16 protein-coding genes, 1 tRNA gene and 1 riboswitch are annotated in these 20,784 nt (G+C 71.1%); of the genes, 14 read left to right on the top strand and 3 right to left on the bottom strand.

Going from position 1 to position 20,784, the window contains the following annotated elements:
• Window positions 1–129 precede the first annotated feature (129 nt).
• From ACGFT2_RS09780 to ACGFT2_RS09725, 12 genes are all read left to right on the top strand, one after another.
• Window positions 130–957: a glycoside hydrolase domain-containing protein gene (locus tag ACGFT2_RS09780; RefSeq protein WP_393275318.1), complete on the top strand. Its 828-nt coding sequence runs from the start codon at window positions 130–132 to the stop codon at window positions 955–957.
• 182 nt (window positions 958–1,139) lie between these two features.
• Window positions 1,140–1,790 (top strand): SurA N-terminal domain-containing protein, encoded by a 651-nt coding sequence (locus ACGFT2_RS09775; protein WP_393275316.1) that lies wholly within the window; start codon window positions 1,140–1,142, stop codon window positions 1,788–1,790.
• A gap of 339 nt (window positions 1,791–2,129) precedes the next feature.
• Entirely contained in the window at window positions 2,130–3,143 is a 1,014-nt protein-coding gene (locus tag ACGFT2_RS09770; protein WP_393275314.1) for a nucleoside triphosphate pyrophosphohydrolase, read from the top strand.
• 86 nt (window positions 3,144–3,229) lie between these two features.
• Window positions 3,230–4,552: a cytochrome P450 gene (locus tag ACGFT2_RS09765; RefSeq protein WP_393275312.1), complete on the top strand. Its 1,323-nt coding sequence runs from the start codon at window positions 3,230–3,232 to the stop codon at window positions 4,550–4,552.
• A 149-nt stretch (window positions 4,553–4,701) separates the two neighbouring features.
• The gene (locus ACGFT2_RS09760; RefSeq protein ID WP_393275310.1) at window positions 4,702–5,787 is read left to right on the top strand and encodes a transglycosylase family protein; all 1,086 of its coding nucleotides are present in this window, start codon (window positions 4,702–4,704) and stop codon (window positions 5,785–5,787) included.
• Window positions 5,788–5,963: 176 nt separating this feature from the next.
• Window positions 5,964–6,136, top strand: a riboswitch (cyclic di-AMP (ydaO/yuaA leader).
• 4 nt (window positions 6,137–6,140) lie between these two features.
• Window positions 6,141–6,845 (top strand): transglycosylase family protein, encoded by a 705-nt coding sequence (locus tag ACGFT2_RS09755; protein WP_393275308.1) that lies wholly within the window; start codon window positions 6,141–6,143, stop codon window positions 6,843–6,845.
• A gap of 559 nt (window positions 6,846–7,404) precedes the next feature.
• A complete protein-coding gene (gene eno, locus ACGFT2_RS09750) occupies window positions 7,405–8,685 on the top strand; it encodes a phosphopyruvate hydratase (RefSeq protein ID WP_393275306.1) in 1,281 nt (426 codons plus the stop codon).
• 152 nt (window positions 8,686–8,837) lie between these two features.
• Window positions 8,838–9,314: a septum formation initiator family protein gene (locus tag ACGFT2_RS09745; protein WP_393275304.1), complete on the top strand. Its 477-nt coding sequence runs from the start codon at window positions 8,838–8,840 to the stop codon at window positions 9,312–9,314.
• A 28-nt stretch (window positions 9,315–9,342) separates the two neighbouring features.
• Window positions 9,343–9,900 (top strand): DUF501 domain-containing protein, encoded by a 558-nt coding sequence (locus tag ACGFT2_RS09740; protein ID WP_393275302.1) that lies wholly within the window; start codon window positions 9,343–9,345, stop codon window positions 9,898–9,900.
• Window positions 9,897–10,838, top strand: a complete 942-nt coding sequence (locus ACGFT2_RS09735) for an exopolyphosphatase (protein ID WP_393275301.1) — start codon at window positions 9,897–9,899, stop codon at window positions 10,836–10,838. The genes ACGFT2_RS09740 and ACGFT2_RS09735 overlap by 4 nt, the downstream gene beginning before the upstream one ends.
• Window positions 10,839–11,328: 490 nt before the next feature.
• Window positions 11,329–12,708: an NAD(P)/FAD-dependent oxidoreductase gene (locus ACGFT2_RS09730; RefSeq protein ID WP_393275299.1), complete on the top strand. Its 1,380-nt coding sequence runs from the start codon at window positions 11,329–11,331 to the stop codon at window positions 12,706–12,708.
• A gap of 231 nt (window positions 12,709–12,939) precedes the next feature.
• A complete protein-coding gene (locus ACGFT2_RS09725) occupies window positions 12,940–14,232 on the top strand; it encodes a class I SAM-dependent methyltransferase (protein ID WP_393275297.1) in 1,293 nt (430 codons plus the stop codon).
• A gap of 59 nt (window positions 14,233–14,291) precedes the next feature.
• Here ACGFT2_RS09725 and ACGFT2_RS09720 read toward each other — a convergent pair whose 3' ends face one another.
• The gene (locus ACGFT2_RS09720; protein WP_393275295.1) at window positions 14,292–16,820 is read right to left on the bottom strand and encodes an ABC transporter permease; all 2,529 of its coding nucleotides are present in this window, start codon (window positions 16,818–16,820) and stop codon (window positions 14,292–14,294) included.
• A complete protein-coding gene (locus ACGFT2_RS09715) occupies window positions 16,820–17,620 on the bottom strand; it encodes an ABC transporter ATP-binding protein (RefSeq protein ID WP_393275293.1) in 801 nt (266 codons plus the stop codon). The genes ACGFT2_RS09720 and ACGFT2_RS09715 overlap by 1 nt, the downstream gene beginning before the upstream one ends.
• A 392-nt stretch (window positions 17,621–18,012) precedes the next feature.
• Between ACGFT2_RS09715 and ACGFT2_RS09710 the strand changes: the two genes are divergently transcribed.
• Window positions 18,013–18,096, top strand: a tRNA-Leu gene (locus ACGFT2_RS09710).
• Window positions 18,097–18,226: 130 nt separating this feature from the next.
• Here the strand turns inward: ACGFT2_RS09710 and ACGFT2_RS09705 are convergent.
• Window positions 18,227–19,375: a right-handed parallel beta-helix repeat-containing protein gene (locus ACGFT2_RS09705; protein WP_393275291.1), complete on the bottom strand. Its 1,149-nt coding sequence runs from the start codon at window positions 19,373–19,375 to the stop codon at window positions 18,227–18,229.
• 516 nt (window positions 19,376–19,891) lie between these two features.
• Here ACGFT2_RS09705 and ACGFT2_RS09700 point away from each other — a divergent pair.
• The gene (locus ACGFT2_RS09700) at window positions 19,892–20,752 is read left to right on the top strand and encodes a Bax inhibitor-1/YccA family protein (RefSeq protein WP_393275289.1); all 861 of its coding nucleotides are present in this window, start codon (window positions 19,892–19,894) and stop codon (window positions 20,750–20,752) included.
• The last annotated feature ends 32 nt before the right edge of the window (window positions 20,753–20,784 follow it).

Raw genomic sequence — 20,784 nt, 5'->3', positions numbered from 1 at the left:
TCACCGGACGGCGCGGTTCGACGAGGCCGTGAAGGCGGCTGGAAGCGACCGGAGGCGGCTGGAAGGCGGCGTGGGCCCGCGGCCCGCCGCGCACCGTAGGGCATCGCACAGACATCAGGGGTGGGGTTCATGGCCGGCCATCGGCAGTCGAAGAAGCGCAGACACATCACGTGGGCGGTGGCCGGAGCGGCCGTCGTCGCCGGGGCCGGCATCGCCGCGCAGGCCTCCATGGCGGCCACCACCTGGCCCGCGCAGAAGACCTTCACGGGACGGGCGTTCGACACCTGCACCGCGCCCTCCCTGTCGGCCATGAAGGCCTGGCACACCGGCTACTACGGCGCCGCCGCGGTCTATGTGGGCGGCAGGAACCGCGGCTGCGGCCAGCCCAACCTCACCGCCTCCTGGGTGAAGTCGGTCAACGCCCTGGGCTGGAAACTCATCCCCCTCTACGTGGGCGCCCAGCCGCCCTGCCAGTCCGGTTCCAACCCGGAGAAGCTGACCGCCTCGACCGCCGCCTCCCTCGGCGCGAAGGACGCCGCCGACGCCGTGAGCAAGGCGTCCGCGCTCGGCATGAAGGCGGGCAGCCCGATCTACCTCGACATGGAGGCGTACGACAGCACGAACAAGGCGTGCAACGACGCCGTGCTGACGTACGTACGCGCCTTCGGCAAGGGTCTGCGCGCCAAGACCTACCGGTACGGCTACTACGGCTTCAGCAGCTCCAGCGCCAAGGCGATCGCCACCGCCGAGAACAAGACGGATCTGCCGGGCAACCTCTGGTACGCGCTGTGGGACAAGAAGGAGACGACCACGTCGGACTGGCCGTGGGGCGCCACCCAGTTCACCAGCCACAGCCGCGGCCACCAGTACCTCGTCAACAGCAAGGAGACCCACGGCGGCGTGACGCTCACCGTCGACCGTGACATGTGGGACGCCCCGGTGGCCATCACCGGCTGATGCGGTGATCGAAGCCCGGGGCGGACCGGCTCCGGAGCCGGAAGGCCTTCCGGGCGGGCGCGGGGGTGCCCGAAGGGCGCGCGAATCGTTGGTCGAATGGGTTGGCCGCAGCCTGCCCACTGCCTACCATCGATCACCGCAAGACTTTGTGCACCGTCGCACAATCTCCCTGGGAGGTCTCCTTGCACCGCCGCCGCCGCACCGCGCTCGTCCTCACCGCCGCGATCGCCGTCCCGGCACCCGTCCTCACCGCATGCGGAAACGATGCGCACCCGGGCGCCGCCGCGGTGGTCGGGGGGCAGCGCATCACCGTCTCCCAGCTGGAGAACCGGGTCAACGAGGTCCGCAAGGCCCAGCGGGCGGCGGTGTCGGACGACACCCAGTACGACCAGGTCGTCTCCTCCACCGGCAGCCTCACCCGCGACACCCTGCACAACATGGTCCTCGACCAGGTGCTGCACCGGGCCGCGCGGGACGAGGGCGTCTCGGTCACCCGCAAGGAGCTCCAGCAGATGCGCGCGGGCCTGGAGCAGCAGGCCGGCGGCGCCAAGGGACTGGAGACCGCCTGGCTGCAGAAGTACGGCATCGCGCCCGCGCGCCTCGACGACAACCTGCGCCTGCAGCTGGAGGCGCAGAAGCTCGCGGCGAAGCTCGGCACCGACACCACCCAGCCGCCCTTCTGGAAGGCCCTTTCCAAGGCCTCCGCGGAACTCCACGTGAACCTCAATCCGCGCTACGGCTCCTGGGACGTCCAGAAGAGCGGCCGGGTGGACGCCAAGACGCCCTGGGTGCACGAGGTCACGACGGCCGCCGACCAGCCGCTCACGACGTAGCGACCGCCCCGGCCCCGCGATGCGGGAGGGTGCGCGTGACCCAGGCCCCGCGATGCGGGAGGCTGTGCGCACGCTCCGGCTCCGCGGCGCGGGAGGGTGTGCGCACGCTCCGGCCCCGCGATGCGGGAGGGTGCGCGTGACCCAGGCCCCGCGGCGCGGGAGGGTGTGCGCACGCTCCGGCTCCGGAGGATGGCGTAGCCCCTCGCGGGCCCCTGACGCGAGGACGGCACGGCTGAGACCGGGGCGTGGCCGGAGCCTGTCGGTCATACGGTCACAGGAATCGCCGGCCCCTGTGGACAACCAAAACCGCTCCGCCCCGCGGTGGGTTACGTTCGGATCGTGAACGCATCCAGCAGCTCCGAAGCCACCGCCGCCGGCCCCGCGGGCCACGACCCCGGCCGCATCGTCCTGCTCACCACCAGCCACCGGGTGGCTCCCGGCCTGCTGTCGTGGCCCGCCTGGCAGGCCCTGCGCGAGGCCGACGCGGTGCTGTGCGCGGACGGCGCCCATCCGCAGCTGCCGTATCTGCGGGAGGCCGGGACGGCGGTGGTGGAGGCGTCCCCCACCGCGCAGGAGCTGGTCGACGCCTGCGCCGGCGGCCGCACGGTCGTGGTCGTGGCGACGGGGGAGGGCGAGCCCGCGCTCACCGACGGCCTGGCCCGGCTGGCCGGTTCCGGGCGCGTCCCGATGCCGGAGCTGGAGCTGCTGCCCGCCTCCTACGACCTGCCCGGCGCCCGCCTCCTGGACCTGGTCCAGGTGATGGACCGCATCCGCGCCGAATGCCCGTGGTCCTCCCGGCAGACCCACCGGGGCCTGGCCAGGTACGGCATCGAGGAGGCGTACGAACTGGTCGAGGCGATCGAAACCGGCGACCGCGAGGAACTGCGCGAGGAACTGGGCGACGTCCTGCTCCAGGTCGTCTTCCACTCCCGCATCGCCGAGGAGGACCTCGACGCGCCGTTCTCCGTCGACGACGTGGCCGGGGGCATCGTCGCCAAGCTCATCCACCGCCACCCGCACGTGTTCGGCGACGAGACGGCCGAGACTCCCGAGGACGTCAAGGAGCACTGGCTGCGCACCAAGGCGGAGGAGAAGCGGCGCACCTCGGTCACGGAGGGCGTCCCCCTCGGCCAGCCCGGCCTGGCCCTGGCCGCCAAGCTCGCGTCCCGCGCCCGCACCGCACACCTGGACGTGCCCCTCCCCCAGGGGGAGGGCATCGGCTACGAACTCCTCGCGCTCGCGGTCCGCGCCGAAGCGGCCGGCGTCGACCCGGAAGCGGCACTGCGAGCGGTGGCCCGCACCTACCGGGACGCGATACGGGTGACGGAGGGAACGGCCCCGGACGAGGCCTAGGACGAACACCGGGACACGCCGCAGGCGCGGGGGCCGCGACGGGACGCGCCGCCCGGCCGCCGGGAGCGGCCGGATACCGTCGAAGGGTGACCGACCAGCCCCGCCCCTCGACCGCCGACCAGCCCCTCCCCTCCACCGCCCCGGACGGCGCGCCGGACCTCTTCACCTGGGAGTTCGCCACCGACCCCTACCCCGCCTACGCCTGGCTGCGCGAGCACGCGCCCGTGCACCGGACCCGGCTGCCCAGCGGCGTGGAGGCCTGGCTGGTCACCCGGTACGCCGATGCCAAGCAGGCCCTGGCCGACCAGCGGCTGAGCAAGAACCCGGCGCATCACGACGAGCCCGCGCACGCCAAGGGGAAGACCGGCATCCCCGGCGAGCGCAAGGCCGAGCTGATGACGCATCTGCTGAACATCGACCCGCCGGACCACACCCGGCTGCGCCGGCTCGTCAGCAAGGCGTTCACCCCCCGCCGGGTCGCCGAGTTCGCCCCCCGGGTGCAGGAGCTGACCGACCAGCTCATCGACCGGTTCGCCCTGACGGGCTCCGCCGACCTCATCCACGACTTCGCCTTCCCGCTGCCCATCTACGCCATCTGCGACCTGCTCGGTGTCCCGCGCGAGGATCAGGACGACTTCCGGGACTGGGCGGGCATGATGATCCGGCACGGCGGCGGGCCCCGGGGCGGGGTCGCCAGGTCGGTGAAGAAGATGCGGGGTTATCTGGCCGAGCTGATCCACCGGAAGCGCGCGGCGCTGCCCGCCGAGCCCGCGCCCGGCGAGGACCTCATCTCCGCCCTCATCCGCGCCTCGGACCACGGTGAGCACCTCACCGAGAACGAGGCCGCCGCCATGGCCTTCATCCTGCTGTTCGCCGGGTTCGAGACGACCGTCAACCTCATCGGCAACGGCACCTACGCCCTGCTCACCCACCCCGGGCAACGCCGGCGGCTGCAGGAGTCCCTGGCCCGGGGGGAGACGGACCTGCTGGCGACCGGTGTGGAGGAACTGCTCCGCTTCGACGGGCCGGTGGAGCTGGCCACGTGGCGGTTCGCCACCGAGCCGCTCACCGTCGGCGGGCAGCACATCGCGCCGGGCGACCCGGTCCTCGTCGTGCTCGCCGCCGCCGACCGGGACCCGGAGCGGTTCGCCGACCCGGACGTCCTGGACCTCGCCCGCCGCGACAACCAGCACCTCGGCTACGGTCACGGCATCCACTACTGCCTCGGTGCGCCGCTGGCACGTCTGGAGGGCCAGACCGCGCTGTCCACCCTGCTCACCCGCCTGCCCGACCTGCGGCTCGGCGCGGACCCGGCCGAACTGCGCTGGCGCGGCGGACTCATCATGCGGGGCCTGCGCACCCTGCCCGTGGAGTTCACGGCGGCCCCCGGCGGCGCCGCGCAACGGTAGTCACGGCGGACGTTCCAACCGTGATCTTCACGTGATCTGTGCGGCATTAACTTGTGACAAGTGATCGTCTGCCTATACGTTCACCCATCAGCGCGGCGACGAGTGTCATCCGCCGTGCCGGCCCCCGCTGTCGCACGAAAGGCTTCCGCATGCTCTCCGGGAACGGTCGTCACCGTCGCCCCCGTCAGGCTCCGGCCCTCCTCGTCGCGGCCGGAGTGACCGGCTCCGCGATCGCCATCCCGCTGCTCGGCGCCGCGAGCGCGAACGCCGCCGACGGCACCACGTGGGACAAGGTGGCCGAGTGCGAGAGCGGCGGCTCCTGGAGCGCGAACACCGGCAACGGGTACTACGGCGGTCTGGCGATATCGCAGGACGACTGGGACAAGTACGGCGGCGTCCAGTACGCGGACAGCGCCGACCAGGCCAGCCGTTCGCAGCAGATCGCCGTCGCCGAGAAGATCCTCGCCGACAAGGGCACCACGCCCTGGGCCACGTGCGCCCTGCTGTCCGGGCTGACGTCGAACTCGGGCTCCGTGGACGTCGACACGGGGGTCGGCGGCTCCGGCGGTACCGGTGGTTCGCCCGACTCGTCCGGTTCGGCCGGCGACTCCGACTCGTCCGGTCTGCCGGATGCGTCGACCTCGGACCCCGGCAGTGACTCCGGCAAGGACACCGGCTCCGGTTCCGGTTCCGGCTCAGGCTCCGGTTCCGGCTCGGACTCCTCCAGCGGCTCGCCGGACGCGCCGGCGTCCGGTCCGGGCAAGGACGCCGGCACCGATGCCGGCACCGACTCCGGCTCGACCGGTACCAATAAGCCCGAGTCGGACAAGTCCACCTCGCCCGGCGCGGGAAAACCGCAGAAGCGCGACGACTCGACCGTCACCACCCCCGGTGCCGACAACTCGGGCAATTACCGGCAGAACGCCGGTTCCTGGAGCCTCGTCGACACCGGCGCCCTCACGCAGGGCGGACGTCATCGCGGAGAGAGCGCGGACGAAAGGGTGACAAACGGTCAGGAGGGGACCCTGGCGGGCCGGCACGCCTCCCGCGAACCGGGCACCTACACCGTCCGCGAGGGCGACTCGCTCGCCTCCATCGCCGACTCCCTGGAGGTCGACGGAGGGTGGCGTGCGCTCTATGCCGACAACAAGAAGGCCATCGGCGCCGACCCGAACCGCATCACTGCCGGTCAGACCCTGGAAGTCGGTCCCGAAACGGGCGAAAAGCAGCCGTAGTTGACGCCCTGATTCGACGCTGATGTCCGGTTTGGTGAAAGTGTGGGATGAGTCTCAGAAGCCCTGATCGTCTTTGAAATTCCGTCGATCGCGTGTCTACGGTCAAGGCCGCTCGTCACCACGAGCCCCGGCAGTCGCAACGCCGAATCCTGCCAGCGATTGCCCGGGAACAGTCGTCGCGTCAAGCGCCGAAGGCAGGAGCGGGGGACCCAAGGTAGGTGCCGGGACCAGCAGTTGAGCTGGCACCGGCTGGGGGTGAAGCCGCACTCCGCGCAAGCGGGAGTGCGGCCGGGCAACTCAATCGGCCCGAACCCGACAGCTCACCTCGCAGGCGTCGGTGAGGGGATCGATCCATGCTGTTTTCCGGCAAGGGCAAGCACCGTCGTCCGTCCAAGGCCGTCCGCGCCGTCGCGCTGGCCGGTGTCACCGGCGCCGCCGTCGCCGCCCCGCTGATGGCGGCCGGCAACGCCTCCGCCGCCACCACCTCCGAGTGGGACTCGGTCGCCCAGTGCGAGGCCGGCGGCAACTGGTCCATCAACACCGGCAACGGCTACTACGGCGGCCTGCAGTTCTCCGCCTCCACCTGGGCCGCCTACGGTGGCACGCAGTACGCCGCCACCGCCGACAAGGCCGGCAAGGCGCAGCAGATCGCCGTGGCCGAGAAGGTCCTCGCGGCCCAGGGCAAGGGCGCCTGGCCGGTCTGCGGCACGGGCCTGTCGAGCACCCCCAACGGCGGCTCCGCCCCGGCCGCGCCGTCCGGCGACACCGCGTCGAAGAAGACCACCTCGTCGAGCGGCACCACCACCCGCTCCACCGGCGACCAGGCCGCGTCCCGGTCCGCCGAGCGTCCGGCCGCGAGCAAGACCGTCACCACCCCGACCGGCAAGAAGGTCAAGAAGGGCGACGGCGAGTACAAGGTCGTCACGGGTGACACCCTCGGCACCATCGCCCAGAAGCACGGCGTCAAGGGCGGCTGGCAGAAGCTGTTCGAACTGAACAAGGACATCGTCCAGGACGCCGACCTCATCTACCCGGGTCAGCAGCTGCACCTGAAGTGACAGCGGGCCCCGCACGGGCCGCGCCCTTGCTGCACCTGAAGTGACAGCGGGCCTCGCACGCCCGCACCTGAAGTGACAGCGGGCCTCGCACGCCCGCACCTGAGGTGACAGCGGGCCGCGCCCGGCCGCACCTCAGGTGACAGCGGGCCTCGGCCGCGCCGCACCCGAGGTGACGGCGGGCCCGGTCCCGCGGCACCCGGAGCCGCAGCGGGCCGCCGGCCACGGTGCGGCGCCCTCACCTCCCCGGCCCGTCCCCCGAAGACCCCGTGAGGGCCACCCCCGTCCCCACGGGCTCCCCGCCCCGGCGCGTGTTCCCCCGTACGCGCCGGGGCGGGGTTTTTCGTTTCCAGGCGCCGGCCCCCGCGCTTTCCCTGTTCTTCACCGGTACCCCTCTTTGTTCCGACAGTGAACAATGGGTACCGTCTGCGTGTCCCTCACTGTCCACGGGACGGTCGGTCGGTGGCCGACGCCCCGGGGGCGGTTAGGCTCTAGTCGCAAGGCCCAGCCGCGAGGCAGCCGGCCCCGCGCTTCCAGCGTCACATCCAAGAAGGAGATGCTCGTGCCGTCCATCGACGTCGTCGTAGCCCGGGAAATCCTGGACTCCCGAGGCAACCCCACGGTCGAGGTCGAGGTCGGCCTCGACGACGGCAGCACGGGTCGTGCCGCCGTCCCGTCCGGCGCCTCCACCGGCGCCTTCGAGGCCATCGAGCTGCGCGACGGTGACTCGAACCGCTACCAGGGCAAGGGTGTCGAGAAGGCCGTCCTCGCCGTCATCGAGCAGATCGGCCCCGAGCTGGTCGGCTACGACGCCACCGAGCAGCGCCTGATCGACCAGGCCATGTTCGACCTGGACGCCACCGACAACAAGGGCTCCCTCGGCGCCAACGCCATCCTCGGCGTCTCCCTGGCCGTCGCCCACGCCGCCTCCGAGGCGTCCGACCTGCCCCTGTTCCGCTACCTGGGCGGCCCGAACGCGCACCTGCTGCCGGTGCCGATGATGAACATCCTGAACGGCGGCTCGCACGCCGACTCCAACGTGGACATCCAGGAGTTCATGATCGCCCCGATCGGCGCGGAGTCCTTCTCCGAGGCGCTGCGCTGGGGTGCCGAGGTCTACCACACCCTGAAGAAGGTCCTGAAGAACAAGGGCCTGTCCACGGGTCTCGGCGACGAGGGCGGCTTCGCCCCGAACCTCGGCTCCAACCGCGAGGCCCTCGACCTCATCCTGGAGGCGATCAAGGAGGCCGGCTACACCCCCGGCGAGCAGATCGCCCTGGCGCTCGACGTCGCCGCGTCCGAGTTCTACAAGGACGGCTCCTACGTCTTCGAGGGCAAGAACCGCTCCGCCGAGGAGATGACCGAGTACTACGCCGAGCTGGTCGAGGCGTACCCGCTGGTCTCCATCGAGGACCCGCTGTTCGAGGACGATTGGGCCGGCTGGAAGGTCATCACCGACAAGCTCGGCGACAAGGTCCAGCTGGTCGGCGACGACCTGTTCGTCACCAACCCCGAGCGCCTCGCCCGCGGCATCGAGGACGGCGCCGCCAACGCCCTGCTGGTCAAGGTCAACCAGATCGGCTCGCTGACCGAGACCCTGGACGCCGTCGAGCTGGCCCAGCGCAACGGCTACAAGTGCATGATGTCCCACCGCTCCGGCGAGACCGAGGACGTCACCATCGCCGACCTGGCCGTCGCCACCAACTGCGGCCAGATCAAGACCGGTGCCCCGGCCCGCTCCGAGCGCGTCGCCAAGTACAACCAGCTGCTGCGCATCGAGGAGATCCTCGACGACGCCGCGGTGTACGCCGGGCGCAGCGCCTTCCCCCGCTTCAAGGGCTGAGCCCTCCCCGCGCGTCCGCCGTGCGGACCGTCGGGCACGGCACGGGCTGAACCTTCCCGGGCCAAGTCCTAGCCAGTCGTACGTACGTCCCCGTACCCGGTCCCGTACCGTGTCCGGGGACGTACGCGCGTGTGTGAACGGGAGGCGGGAAGATGGCCGTGAAGGACCGTGACCGGTTCTCCACCGCGACCAGGCTGCGGGCGCTCGGTGAGCAGACCGCGGCCAGGGTCTACCGCTCCCAGACCAAGCGGCAGGCCCGCCGATCGCGGCTCACCGGCCGCGCCGCGCTGCTCGCGCTCGTGCTGTGCTCGCTGGTCGTCGCGCTCGCCTATCCGATGCGGCAGTACGTCTCGCAGCGGGCGCAGATCGCCGACGTCCAGCGGCAGCAGGAGCAGGCGCGCCGGCGGGTCGAGCAGTTGCGGGACCTCAAGGCGCGCTGGCAGGACGACTCCTACGCCGAGCAGCAGGTCCGGCGCCGGCTGCACTACGTGAAGCCCGGTGAGACCGGGTACGTGGTCGTCGACCCGGACGCGGCCAAGCAGTCCCGCACCGACACCGGCGCCGCCCACCGGCCCTGGTACGCGAACGTCTGGGACGGGGTCGACAAGTCCGACGCCTCCGACCAGTGAACCCACAGAAAGTCTTCGAAGAGCAGTCATGCACAAGCCTCCGCCGCCCACTGAGCGCACCGAGCCCACCGACGCCGACGTCGAGGCCTTCAAGCAGCAGCTGGGCCGCCCGCCACGGGGTCTGAGGGCCATCGCGCACCGCTGCCCCTGCGGTCAGCCGGACGTCGTGGAGACGGCACCGCGGCTGCCCGACGGCACGCCCTTCCCGACGACGTACTACCTGACGTGCCCGCGCGCCGCCTCGGCGATCGGCACGCTGGAGGCGAACGGGGTCATGAAGGAGATGACGGAGCGGCTGGAGACCGACCCGGAGCTGGCCGCCGCCTACCGGGCGGCGCACGAGGACTACATCCGGCGCCGGGACGAGATCGAGGTGCTCCAGGGTTTCCCGAGCGCCGGCGGCATGCCGGACCGGGTGAAGTGCCTGCACGTCCTGGTGGCCCACTCGCTGGCCGCGGGCCCGGGCGTGAACCCGCTCGGCGACGAGGCGATCGCGATGCTGCCGGAGTGGTGGAGCAAGGGTCCGTGCGTGACGCCCGGCGCCACCGAGGAAGCGCCGGGCGCCACCGAGGAGGACGCGAAGTGACCCGTGTCGCCGCCGTCGACTGCGGTACGAACTCCATCCGGCTGCTGGTCGCGGACGCCGACCCGGCGACGGGCGAACTGACCGACCTGGACCGGCGGATGACGATCGTGCGGCTCGGCCAGGACGTCGACCGCACCGGCCGGCTCGCCCCCGAGGCGCTCCAGCGGACCTTCGCCGCCTGCCGCGAGTACGCCGGCATCGTCAAGCGGCACGGCGCCGAGAAGCTGCGCTTCGTCGCCACCTCCGCCTCCCGGGACGCCGAGAACCGGGACGACTTCGTGCGGGGCGTGCTCGACATCCTCGGGGTGGAGCCGGAGGTCATCACCGGCGACCAGGAGGCCGAGTTCTCCTTCACCGGAGCCACCAAGGAGCTGACGGGCCGCCACGACCTCGCCAGGCCCTACCTGGTGGTGGACATCGGCGGCGGCTCCACCGAGTTCGTCGTCGGCGACGACCACGTGCGGGCCGCCCGGTCCGTGGACGTCGGCTGCGTGCGGATGACCGAGCGGCACCTGGTGCACGAGGGTGCGGTGAGCGACCCGCCCTCCGAGGACCGGATCGCCGCCATGCGGGCCGACATCGAGGCCGCCCTGGATCTCGCCGAGCGGACGGTCCCGTTGCGCGAGGCGCGGACGCTGGTCGGTCTCGCCGGCTCGGTCACCACCGTGTCCGCGATCGACCAGGGCCTGCCGGAGTACGACTCCGAGCGCATCCACCACTCCCGTGTCCCGTACGACCGCGTCCGCGAGATCACCGAGCGGCTGTTGCGCTCCACGCACGCAGAGCGCGCGGCGATCCCGTCCATGCACCCGGGCCGGGTCGACGTGATCGGCGCGGGCGCCCTCGTCCTGCTCGCGATCATGGAGCGGATCGGTGCCCGGGAGGTCGTGGTGAGCGAGCACGACATCCTCGACGGCATCGCGTGGTCGATGGCGTAGCCGCAGCCGCAGCCGTAGCCGCAGCCGCTGACGAAGGGGTTCTTTCCGGCCCCTTTGCTACTGGTGAGTAGCCTCCGGTGAGCAGGTTGGATAACGTGTGAGCGGGTCTCCGGGGGGCATCCGGGCGCCACGACGACGCGCCGTCGGAAAAGTTCGTGAAGTTCTTCACAAGGAATTCGGTCCCCATGAGGGGCCGAAGGGCCTCCGGAGGGCCATCCGGGGTCCGAACGGCCCTCCGGGCGCCCTCACAAGAGCATCGCGGAGGGGTTTTCGGAGGGTGCCCGAGGCGCCTTGCCGAGGTGGCTCGCGAGGGTCCCGATGACCTGGATGGGCAGCTCACACGGCCTTGACAACGGGTCGAACCGCCCCGCGGTTCCCGCGCCGGTCCATGACCTGCGTCACGCGGGCCGCGGAGTTTAGCACAGGCCCCGTCGAAGCTTGTGAAGGGGCGCACGAGCAGCCCCCCTGAGGCAGGTGGATACTCGATGGCATGAGCACCACGGAGCGTCCCAGGATCCTCGTAGTAGGCGGTGGGTACGTAGGCCTGTACGCAGCTCGGCGCATTCTCAAGAAGATGCGCTACGGCGAGGCGACCGTCACGGTCGTCGACCCCCGGTCGTACATGACCTACCAGCCCTTCCTCCCCGAAGCCGCCGCCGGCAACATCTCCCCTCGCCACGTCGTCGTCCCGCTGCGACGCGTGCTGCCGAAGGCGGAGGTCCTCACCGGCCGGGTCACCACCATCGACCAGGACCGCAAGGTCGCCACGATCGCCCCCCTGGTGGGCGAGGCGTACGAGCTGCCCTTCGACTACCTGGTCATCGCGATGGGCGCGGTCTCCCGCACCTTCCCGATCCCCGGCCTCGCCGAGCAGGGCATCGGCATGAAGGGCATCGAGGAGTCCATCGGCCTGCGCAACCACGTCCTGGAGCAGCTGGACAAGGCCGACTCCACGACCGACGAGGAGATCCGCCGCAAGGCGCTCACCTTCGTCTTCATCGGCGGTGGCTTCGCGGGTGCGGAGACCATCGGCGAGGTCGAGGACATGGCCCGGGACGCGGCCAAGTACTACAAGAACGTGTCCCGCGAGGACATGCGCTTCGTCCTGGTCGACGCCGCCGACAAGATCCTTCCCGAGGTCGGCCCCAAGCTCGGCCAGTACGGCAAGGAGCACCTGGAGAGCCGCGGCGTGGAGATCTACCTCTCCACCTCCATGGACTCCTGCGTCGACGGCCACGTCGTGCTGAAGAACGGGCTCGAGGTCGACTCCAGCACCATCGTGTGGACGGCCGGCGTCAAGCCGAACCCGGCGCTCGCCCGCTTCGGCCTGCCCCTCGGCCCGCGCGGCCACGTCGACTGCGAGCCCACGCTCCAGGTCAAGGGCACGGACTACATCTGGGCCGCCGGTGACAACGCACAGGTCCCGGACCTCGTCGGCCGCAAGGCGGGCAACGAGAACGCCTGGTGCCCGCCCAACGCCCAGCACGCGCTGCGCCAGGCCCGCGCCCTCGGCGACAACGTGATCTCCGGTATGCGGGGCTTCCCGCAGAAGGAGTACGAGCACGCCAACAAGGGTGCGGTCGCCGGTCTCGGCCTGCACAAGGGCGTGGCGATGATCGTCATGGGCAAGGTGAAGATCAAGCTCAAGGGCCGCCTCGCCTGGTACATGCACCGTGGCTACCACGGCATGGCGATGCCGACCTTCAACCGCAAGATCCGCGTCTTCGCCGACTGGACCCTCGGCATGTTCCTCAAGCGCGAGGTCGTCTCCCTGGGCGCCATGGAGAACCCGCGCGAGGAGTTCTACGAGGCCGCCAAGCCCGCCCCGGTCGCCGCCGCGAAGACCGAGGAGAAGGCCAAGGCCTCCTGACGCCCGGACGACGGCGCACGGCCGCCGGTCGGTGACCGGTCGTCGAGCCACCCGAAGGACCTCCCGCCATCCGTGGTGCGGGAGGTCCTTCGGCGTTGTGCCGCGGCCGATCTGCGTGCCCACTACAGCTGTTTTGCCCAGTTGTAACTCCTTTGCGGGACTGCGCCGGGCGCCGCGCGGTGTTTACGTGGTGAACGGACATCCGGGATCGTCGTCTTGGAGGTGTGCGCCATGGCCGACGCCGCGTCGCGGCTGAGGAGTCTTGCCGAGCAGATGCTGGGAACGCCGCTGCCCATGCGGGTGCGGGCGTGGGACGGGTCCCTGGACGGGCCGCCGGACGCGCCGGCACTCGTCATCCGCAACCGCCGGGCACTGCGCCGCATGCTGTTCAAACCGGGGGAACTGGGCCTGGCCCGCGCCTGGGTGGCCGGAGACCTGGACATCGAGGGAGACCTCTACACCGCGCTGGACATGATGGCCGGGCTGGTGTGGGAGCGCGGAGAGGACGCCCGCACCCTGGTCCAGGCGGTGCGCGACCCCGAAGTACGCACCGCCGCCCGCGGACTGCTGAAGCTCGCCGGGCCCCCCTTCCCGCCGGCGCCGCCCCGGGAGGAGATCCGCAGACCCCACCGGCGGCTGCACACCCGGCGCTCCGACAAGCGGGCCATCAGCCACCACTACGACGTCGGGAACGACTTCTACGAGATCGTCCTCGGCCCCTCCATGGTGTACTCGTGCGCCTACTGGGAGGACGGCGGCACCCTGGAGACGGCCCAGCGCGACAAGCTCGAACTCGTCTGCGCCAAGCTCGGCCTGACGGCGGGCCGGCGGCTGCTGGACGTCGGCTGCGGCTGGGGCTCCATGGCCGTCCACGCGGCCCGCGAGCACGGCGTGAGCGTCGTCGGGATCACCCTCTCCCAGGAGCAGGCCGCCTACGCCCGTAAGCGCGTCGCCGACGAGGGCCTCACGGACCGGGTGGAGATCCGCGTCCAGGACTACCGGGACCTCGTGGACGGCCCCTTCGACGCGATCTCCTCCATCGGCATGGCCGAACACGTCGGTGCCGAACGCTATCTGGAGTACGCGAACCAGCTGTACGCGCTGCTCCGGCCCGGCGGCCGGCTGCTCAACCACCAGATCGCCCGCCGTCCCCAGCGGGACGAGTCGGCGTACGAGGTGGATCCGTTCATCGACGCCTACGTCTTCCCCGACGGCGAACTCGCCCCGCTCGGCACCACCGTCACCCAGCTGGAACGCGCCGGCTTCGAGGTGCGGGACGTGGAGTCCATCCGCGAGCACTACGCCCGCACCCTGCGCCAGTGGGTCGGCAACCTGACGGCCGGCCACGGCCGTGCGGTCCGGCTCGCCGGCCCCGGCCGCACCCGCGTCTGGCTGCTGTACATGGCCGCCTGCGCGCTCGCCTTCGAACGCAACCGCATCGGCGTCAACCAGGTCCTGGCGGTCCGCTCCCCGGAGTCCGGCAGTTCCGGGCTGCCGCTGCGCCCCCGCGTCTGGCACGGCTGACACGGCACGGGCCCCGCTCCATGGGTTGGAGCGGGGCCCGTCCTCGTACCGCTGTCCGGCTACTCGGCCTTGATGGCCGCCAGCATGTTCAGCCGGGCCGCCCGCCGGGCCGGCCACAGCGCGGCCAGCACGCCGACCGTCCCCGCCAGCAGCAGGAAGACGGCCATCCGGCCCCAGGGCAGGACCAGTTCGTAGGTCGGCAGTTTCGTGCCCAGCAGCTCGCCGGCCGCCCAGCCGAAGAACACGCCCAGGCCGATCCCGAGCACCCCGCCGAACAGGGAGATCACCAGGGACTCCAGGCGCACCATCCGCTTGACCGCCTTGCGGTCCAGACCGACGGCGCGGAGCATGCCGATCTCCTGGGAGCGCTCGAAGACCGACATCGCCAGCGTGTTGATGACACCGAGGACCGCGACGATCACCGCCATGCCGAGCAGGCCGTAGACCATGTTCAGCATCAGCGTGAACATCTTGGCGATCTCGTTGGAGATGTCCTGCTTGTCCTGGATCTTGATGGCCGGGTTGGCGCCGAGGGCCTTCACCAGCCTGTCCTTGGCCGCGTCCGTGGCGCCGCCCGCCGTCTTGACCATGACCTGCATGTCGGACGGGTCGCTCACGTGCGGGGTGAGGACCTTGTTGTCGAGCATGATCCCGTTGATCATGTCGTTGCCCTCGTAGACGCCGGCGACCGTCAGCCTGCGCGCCTTGCCGTCCTCGAAGTGGACGGTGAACCGGGAACCGGCCTTCCAGCCGTACTCCTCGGCCCGGTCCTTGTCCACGACCGCACGGGTACCGGCCACCGTGAACGAGCCGTCGTCCACCTTCAGGTCCGTCAGCTTGCCGATCGAGGCGCCGTTAACGCCGGTCAGGTACTCGGTCTTGCCGTCGATGCGGGACTCGGCGTTGCGCAGCGGGCTGCTCGCGGTGACGCCGTCGGCGGCGGCGAGCTTGCCCGCCACGTCCGGGGAGAGCGAGCTGCTGTTGGCCATCGAGACGACGTAGTCCGCGCGGATCGCCGAACTGGCCATCTTGTCGATCGCCGTCTGCAGGCTGCCCGCCATCACCGTCATGCCGGTGATCAGGGTCAGGCCGATCATCAGCGCGGAGGCGGTGGCCGCGGTACGGCGCGGGTTGCGCACCGAGTTCTGGCGGGCCAGCTTGCCCGAGACACCGAACACGCGCAGCACCGGGGCGGTGGCCGCGATCAGCGGGCGGGACAGCAGCGGGGTCAGCACGAACACACCGACGATGAGCAGGACCGCGCCGAGGCCCATCGCCCCCTGGCCGGAGTCGGCGTCCATCGTGGTGCCCGTGAGGACCACTGCGACACCGGCCGCGGCGAACAGCGCGCCCAGCGTGTTGCGCAGCACCAGCGACTTCGTGGTGGCCTTGGCGTGCACGCTGCTCATGGCCGCCACCGGCGGGATCTTCGCGGCCCGGCGGCCGGGCAGCCAGGCGGCGAGCACGGTGATGCAGACGCCCACCGCGAGAGCGGTCGCCACGGTGCCCGCACTGATCACCAGGGGCCCGTCGGGCATGCTCGCGCCGAAGGAGCCCAGCAGGCCGCGCAGACCGGCGCCGATGCCGACACCCGCGGCCAGACCGGTCACACCGGCGACTGCGCCGACCGCGAACGCCTCGATGAGCACCGACCGGGTGACCTGGCGGCGGGAGGCGCCGACCGCTCGCATGAGGGCGAGCTCCCTGGTGCGCTGGGCGACCAGCATGGTGAAGGTGTTGGCGATGATGAACGTGCCGACGAACAGCGCGATACCGGCGAACACCAGCAGGGTCTGCTTCAGGCCGCTCATCGACGCGGAGATGGTCTGCGCCTGGTCGTCGGCGAGCTGCCTGCCCGTGGTGGTCTCCACCAGGTGTGCGGGCAGGGCCTTGTCCAGCTCGGCCTTGAGCGCCGACTGGCCGGTCCCGGCGGCGGCCCGCACGTCGATCTCGTCGTACGTGCCCTTCTTGCCGAACAGCTGCTGCGCGGTCGGCGTGTCGAACAGGGCGAGGCTGCCGCCCGCCGCCACGTTGCCGTCGTCGGTGGTGAAGACGCCGGCGACGCGCGGGGTGAGGACGGGACCGTCGACCGAGAGCCGCACGGTGTCGCCGACCTTGTAGCCGGCGCGCTCGGCGGTCCTGGAGTCGAGCAGTACCTCGTCCCTGCCGTGCGGGGCGTGCCCGCCGACCAGCGGGTACCGGGCGTCCTTCGTGCCCCAGTAGTTGCCGCCCGCGGACTGCCAGTCGCCGCCGACCAGCTTGCCGTCCCGGTCGGCGACGGCGGTGAAGCCGCTGACGATCCCGGTCGCCGAGGCGGCGCCCGGGACCTTCCCGGCCTTGTCCAGCAGCGCGCGGGTCAGTTCGGGGGCCTTGCCGACCTTGTCGCCCTCGGAGTCCTGGTACTCCGGCCGGACGGCGACGTCGACGTGGTCGAAGCCCTTGGCGGAACTCTTCTGGTAGGCGTCGGAGATGGTGTTGGTGAAGACCAGCGTCCCGGAGACGAAGGCCACGCCGAGCATGACGGCGAGGACGGTCATCAGGAGCCGGGCCTTGTGCGCGAGGACGTTGCGCAGGGCGGTGCGGAACATCAGCTGGCACGGCCCTTCACGTCGAACTCGGGGGTCTGGGGCTTGCTCCCCGGAAAACTGCGCATGAGGTCGAGGACGGAGTCGGCGGTGGGCGCGTACATCTCGTCGACGATCCGCCCGTCGGCGAGGAAGACCACGCGGTCCGCGTAGGCGGCGGCGACCGGGTCGTGGGTCACCATGACCACCGTCTGGCCCATCTCCCGCACGGAGTTGCGCAGGAAGCCGAGCACCTCGGCGCCGGAGCGGGAGTCGAGGTTGCCGGTCGGCTCGTCACCGAAGACGATCTGGGGCCTGGAGGCGAGGGCGCGGGCGACGGCCACCCTCTGCTGCTGGCCCCCGGAGAGCTGGGAGGGCCGGTGGCTCAGCCGCCCGGACAGCCCGACCATCTGGATGACCCGGTCCAGCCACGCCTTGTCCGGTTTCCGCCCGGCGATGTCCATGGGCAGGGTGATGTTCTCCAGCGCGGTCAGCGTGGGCAGCAGGTTGAAGGCCTGGAAGATGAAGCCGATCTTGTCCCGGCGCAACTTGGTGAGCTGCTTGTCCTTCAGCTTCCCCAGCTCGGTGTCACCGATGCGCACCGACCCCTCGGAGAAGGTGTCCAGGCCGGCCACGCAGTGCATCAGCGTGGACTTTCCGGAGCCGGAGGGGCCCATGATCGCGGTGAACTCGGCCTGCCGGAAGTCGACGGAGACCCGGTCCAGGGCGACCACCCGGGTCTCACCCTGCCCGTAGATCTTCGACAGCTCCGTGGCGCGTGCGGCCACGGCGGTGGCCCGGCCGGCGGTGGGTGTGGTGGTCACGGGGGAGTGCTCCTGTCGGGACGGCGTCTGTTCGTGGGGACTCATTCATCGTCCCGGCCGCGAGCGCCCGTGTAGTCAGTCGCTGTTCCGGTTCCAGGGGGCGACTCCGGTCGGATGGAGCGGGCCCGTGTCATACCTGGGGAGGACGGGTGACCCTGACCTCGGGTCGCACTCATAACAGGTGGAGCGCCCTCGTTCGGTAGGTGAAATTCCGTCATTTCGCGTGCGCGCGTACCTGGGCCACGTCACGCTATTGGCAAGTGCGGATGGCCTGTACCGGGGGCTGATGCACCCTCAGGCGCCAATAAAATAAGACAACATCGGTCCGCTGTTCCGCTGTCCGGGGGATGCCTCCCGATAGGCTCGGAACCTCGATGCGGAGCCCATGGCCTGCCCGGATGGTGGAATGCAGACACGGCGAGCTTAAACCTCGCTGCCCCTTCGCGGGCGTGCCGGTTCAAGTCCGGCTCCGGGCACTACCGATGACTTTCGTACGGGCCGCGGGCCACCTCCGGGAGGGTTCCGGCAGCGGCCCGCCGATCGCTTCCTCCCCGTCCTTCGGCCTCTCCGTTCCGGAAAACCGGCCTCCGTCCCGAGAGGCCGCTCTCAGTCCCGGCAGCCCGGGACGGTGTTCAGGGGGAAGCAGTTGCCGGGGCGGTTTCCGGCGACGCCGCCGTCCTGGAGGGCCGTGCCGGAGCCGGTCCGGTCGTTGACCCCGCCGCCGTGGCGTACGGCCCGGTTGCCGGCGATCGTGCTGTGGCCGAGGGCGAGGGCCGCGGTGGTGCCGCCGGCCGCACCGGTCTCGTTGTTGATGCCGCCCCCGTCACGTCCGGCGGAGTTCTGCGTGACCTGGACCTGGTCGAGGTCCGCGGTCCCCTCGTTGCTGACGCCACCGCCGTCGCGGCCCGCCCGGTTCTCCTGGAGGGTGGTGCGGGTGCCCTTCAGCGCCGCGCCGGCGCCGTTCTCGACGGCGCCGCCGTCGAGGCCCGCGGTGTTGTCCGACAGCACGCTGTCGGTCAGGGTCACGTGCGAGGCCCCATGGCTGGAGACGGCGCCGCCGCCCTCGTCACGTGCGCGGTTGTGGGCGAGGGTGCTGGCCTCGACCGTCAGGGTGCCGGCGCTGTTGTCGATTCCGCCGCCCTCGGTGGTGGCCTGGTTGCCGTCGATCGTGCTGTACCCGACGGTCAGCCGGGCGCCGTCCGCGTTCTCGATGCCCGCGCCGAAGTCGGCGACGTTGCCGGAGACGCTGCTGCGACGGAGCGTGGTCGTCCCCTGGTTGTAGATGCCGCCGCCGTAGCCGGCCGCCCGGTTGCCGCCGACCGTGCTGTCCTCCAGGGTCAGCCGTCCGCCGGCATGCACCTGGATGCCGCCGCCGAAGGCCGCGTCCCCGGCGCGGACCTGGACGGCGTGGAGCCGCAGGGTGCCCGTGGCGGACACCTCGAGGACGCGGAAGCGCGTCGCGGAGTCGGTCGAGCGCATGAGGGTGCTGTTCCCGCCCTCGATCGTGACGTTCCCCGTGACCGGCGGCAGCGCGTCGGAGCTGGTGCCGTACGCGCCCTCGAACGCGTAGACGCAGTCGTCGGCCAGCCGGATCGTGCCACCCGGACCGTCGAGAGCGGTGACGGCCCGGATCAGGCCGGCCGTGTCGCCGCACGCGACGGTGACGTCCGGCGCGGCGTACGCGGGAAGTGGCACGGCGGCCGCGCCCGAGAGCAGGCCGACGATGATCGCGGAACCCCGGAGAAGGTGCCTCATGGATTACGTCCTCCTGCGGCTGTGACCCGTTCGCAGGGCCGTCATGAACAACCTGTCGACGCAAAGTGACGCGAACGGTCGTCGTGAGTGGCTTGTGCACGCCGGGCGGCGCGACGGTAGTGACGTCCCCTGCGGCGGGCCCGCGGCAACCGAGCGGATCGCCGACTTCAGCCGGATGGCACACGGCGCCCACCCGTCCGACGTCGACCGCCGACACCGGTACGGATACGGATACGGGTACGGGTACGGCCGGAGAGTCGGGGGCCGGCGGCACGCCTGCACAGGCTTCCCGCCGGGGTGAGGGCTCCGCCGGCAGGGCCTCCGCGATGCCGCCGCATCGCCGCAGTGCTGCGGATTCGTCACGGAGTGCGGATCTCCGTGGCCGGGAATCACCCGTCCGCGTAGCGTGTTGCCCAGCAAGGCGAGGGAAAGATCCTCCCCAAGTAGTACGGACGATCCTTTGCCAATCCATTACTCTTGAGCCAAGGCCACGCAGGGTGGCCATGGAGGAGTGAAATGAGGAGCAGTAACCCGGTCTTCTCGCGACGGGGGTTCAGCCGCGACAACGGCTACGCCGGCTTCAACACCGCACCGCAGGCCGGGTACGCACAGGGCAACCCCTACGCGCAGAACCCGTACGCGCAGAACCCGTACGCCCAGCAGGGCGTGCAGGCAGGTGCCCCGCCGCAGGCCCCGGCCACCACCGACCGGATGACGATGGACGACGTCGTCACGCGCTCGGCGATCACGCTCGGCACGGTCGCCGTCGGCGCCGCCCTCGCCTGGGCGCTGCTGCCGGTCTCGACGACCAGCTACGGCCTCGCCATCGGCTCCGCGCTGATCGCGTTCGTCCTGGCCATGGTCCAGAGCTTCAAGCGCACCCCGTCGCCCGCGCTGATCCTCGGGTACGCCGCCTTCGAGGGCGTCTTCCTCGGAGTCATCAGCGAGATGTACAACAGCCGCTGGAGCGGTGCCCCGTTCCAGGCGGTGCTCGGCACGATGGCGGTCTCCGGCGCGACCCTGCTGATCTACAAGGCCGGCTGGATCCGCGTCACCGCCCGCTACGCCCGCATCGGTCTCGCCATCGCGATGGCCTTCGTGGTCGTCATGGCGGTCAACCTGCTGCTGGTCGTCTTCGGCGTCGCCGACGGCGGCGGTCTGCGCAGCTTCGGCCCGCTCGGCGCGCTCGTCGGCATCTTCGCGATCCTGCTCGGCGCGTTCTTCCTGACCCTCGACTTCAAGCAGATCGAGGACGGCATCGCCTACGGCGCTCCGCGCAACGAGTCCTGGCTCGCCGCGTTCGGCCTCACCCTCACCCTGGTGTGGATCTACGTGGAGATGCTGCGCCTGGTGGCGATCTTCAGCAGCAGCGACTAGCGGGTTCGCCGGTCGTACCCAGGGCCCCGGGC

The sequence above is a fragment of the Streptomyces sp. NPDC048514 genome (assembly GCF_043199955.1).
In the GTDB taxonomy this organism is placed as follows: Bacteria; Actinomycetota; Actinomycetes; order Streptomycetales; family Streptomycetaceae; genus Streptomyces.
This window is presented reverse-complemented; position numbering and strand designations above follow the sequence as displayed.

Coding starts and splice junctions, on each gene's coding strand:
- ACGFT2_RS09780 (WP_393275318.1), top strand. CDS start 130: ATGGCCGGCCATCGGCAGTCGAAGAAGCGCAGACACATCACGTGGGCG.
- ACGFT2_RS09760 (WP_393275310.1), top strand. CDS start 4,702: ATGCTCTCCGGGAACGGTCGTCACCGTCGCCCCCGTCAGGCTCCGGCC.
- ACGFT2_RS09755 (WP_393275308.1), top strand. CDS start 6,141: ATGCTGTTTTCCGGCAAGGGCAAGCACCGTCGTCCGTCCAAGGCCGTC.
- ACGFT2_RS09745 (WP_393275304.1), top strand. CDS start 8,838: ATGGCCGTGAAGGACCGTGACCGGTTCTCCACCGCGACCAGGCTGCGG.
- ACGFT2_RS09740 (WP_393275302.1), top strand. CDS start 9,343: ATGCACAAGCCTCCGCCGCCCACTGAGCGCACCGAGCCCACCGACGCC.
- ACGFT2_RS09730 (WP_393275299.1), top strand. CDS start 11,329: ATGAGCACCACGGAGCGTCCCAGGATCCTCGTAGTAGGCGGTGGGTAC.
- ACGFT2_RS09725 (WP_393275297.1), top strand. CDS start 12,940: ATGGCCGACGCCGCGTCGCGGCTGAGGAGTCTTGCCGAGCAGATGCTG.
- ACGFT2_RS09720 (WP_393275295.1), bottom strand. CDS start 16,820: ATGTTCCGCACCGCCCTGCGCAACGTCCTCGCGCACAAGGCCCGGCTC.
- ACGFT2_RS09705 (WP_393275291.1), bottom strand. CDS start 19,375: ATGAGGCACCTTCTCCGGGGTTCCGCGATCATCGTCGGCCTGCTCTCG.
- ACGFT2_RS09700 (WP_393275289.1), top strand. CDS start 19,892: ATGAGGAGCAGTAACCCGGTCTTCTCGCGACGGGGGTTCAGCCGCGAC.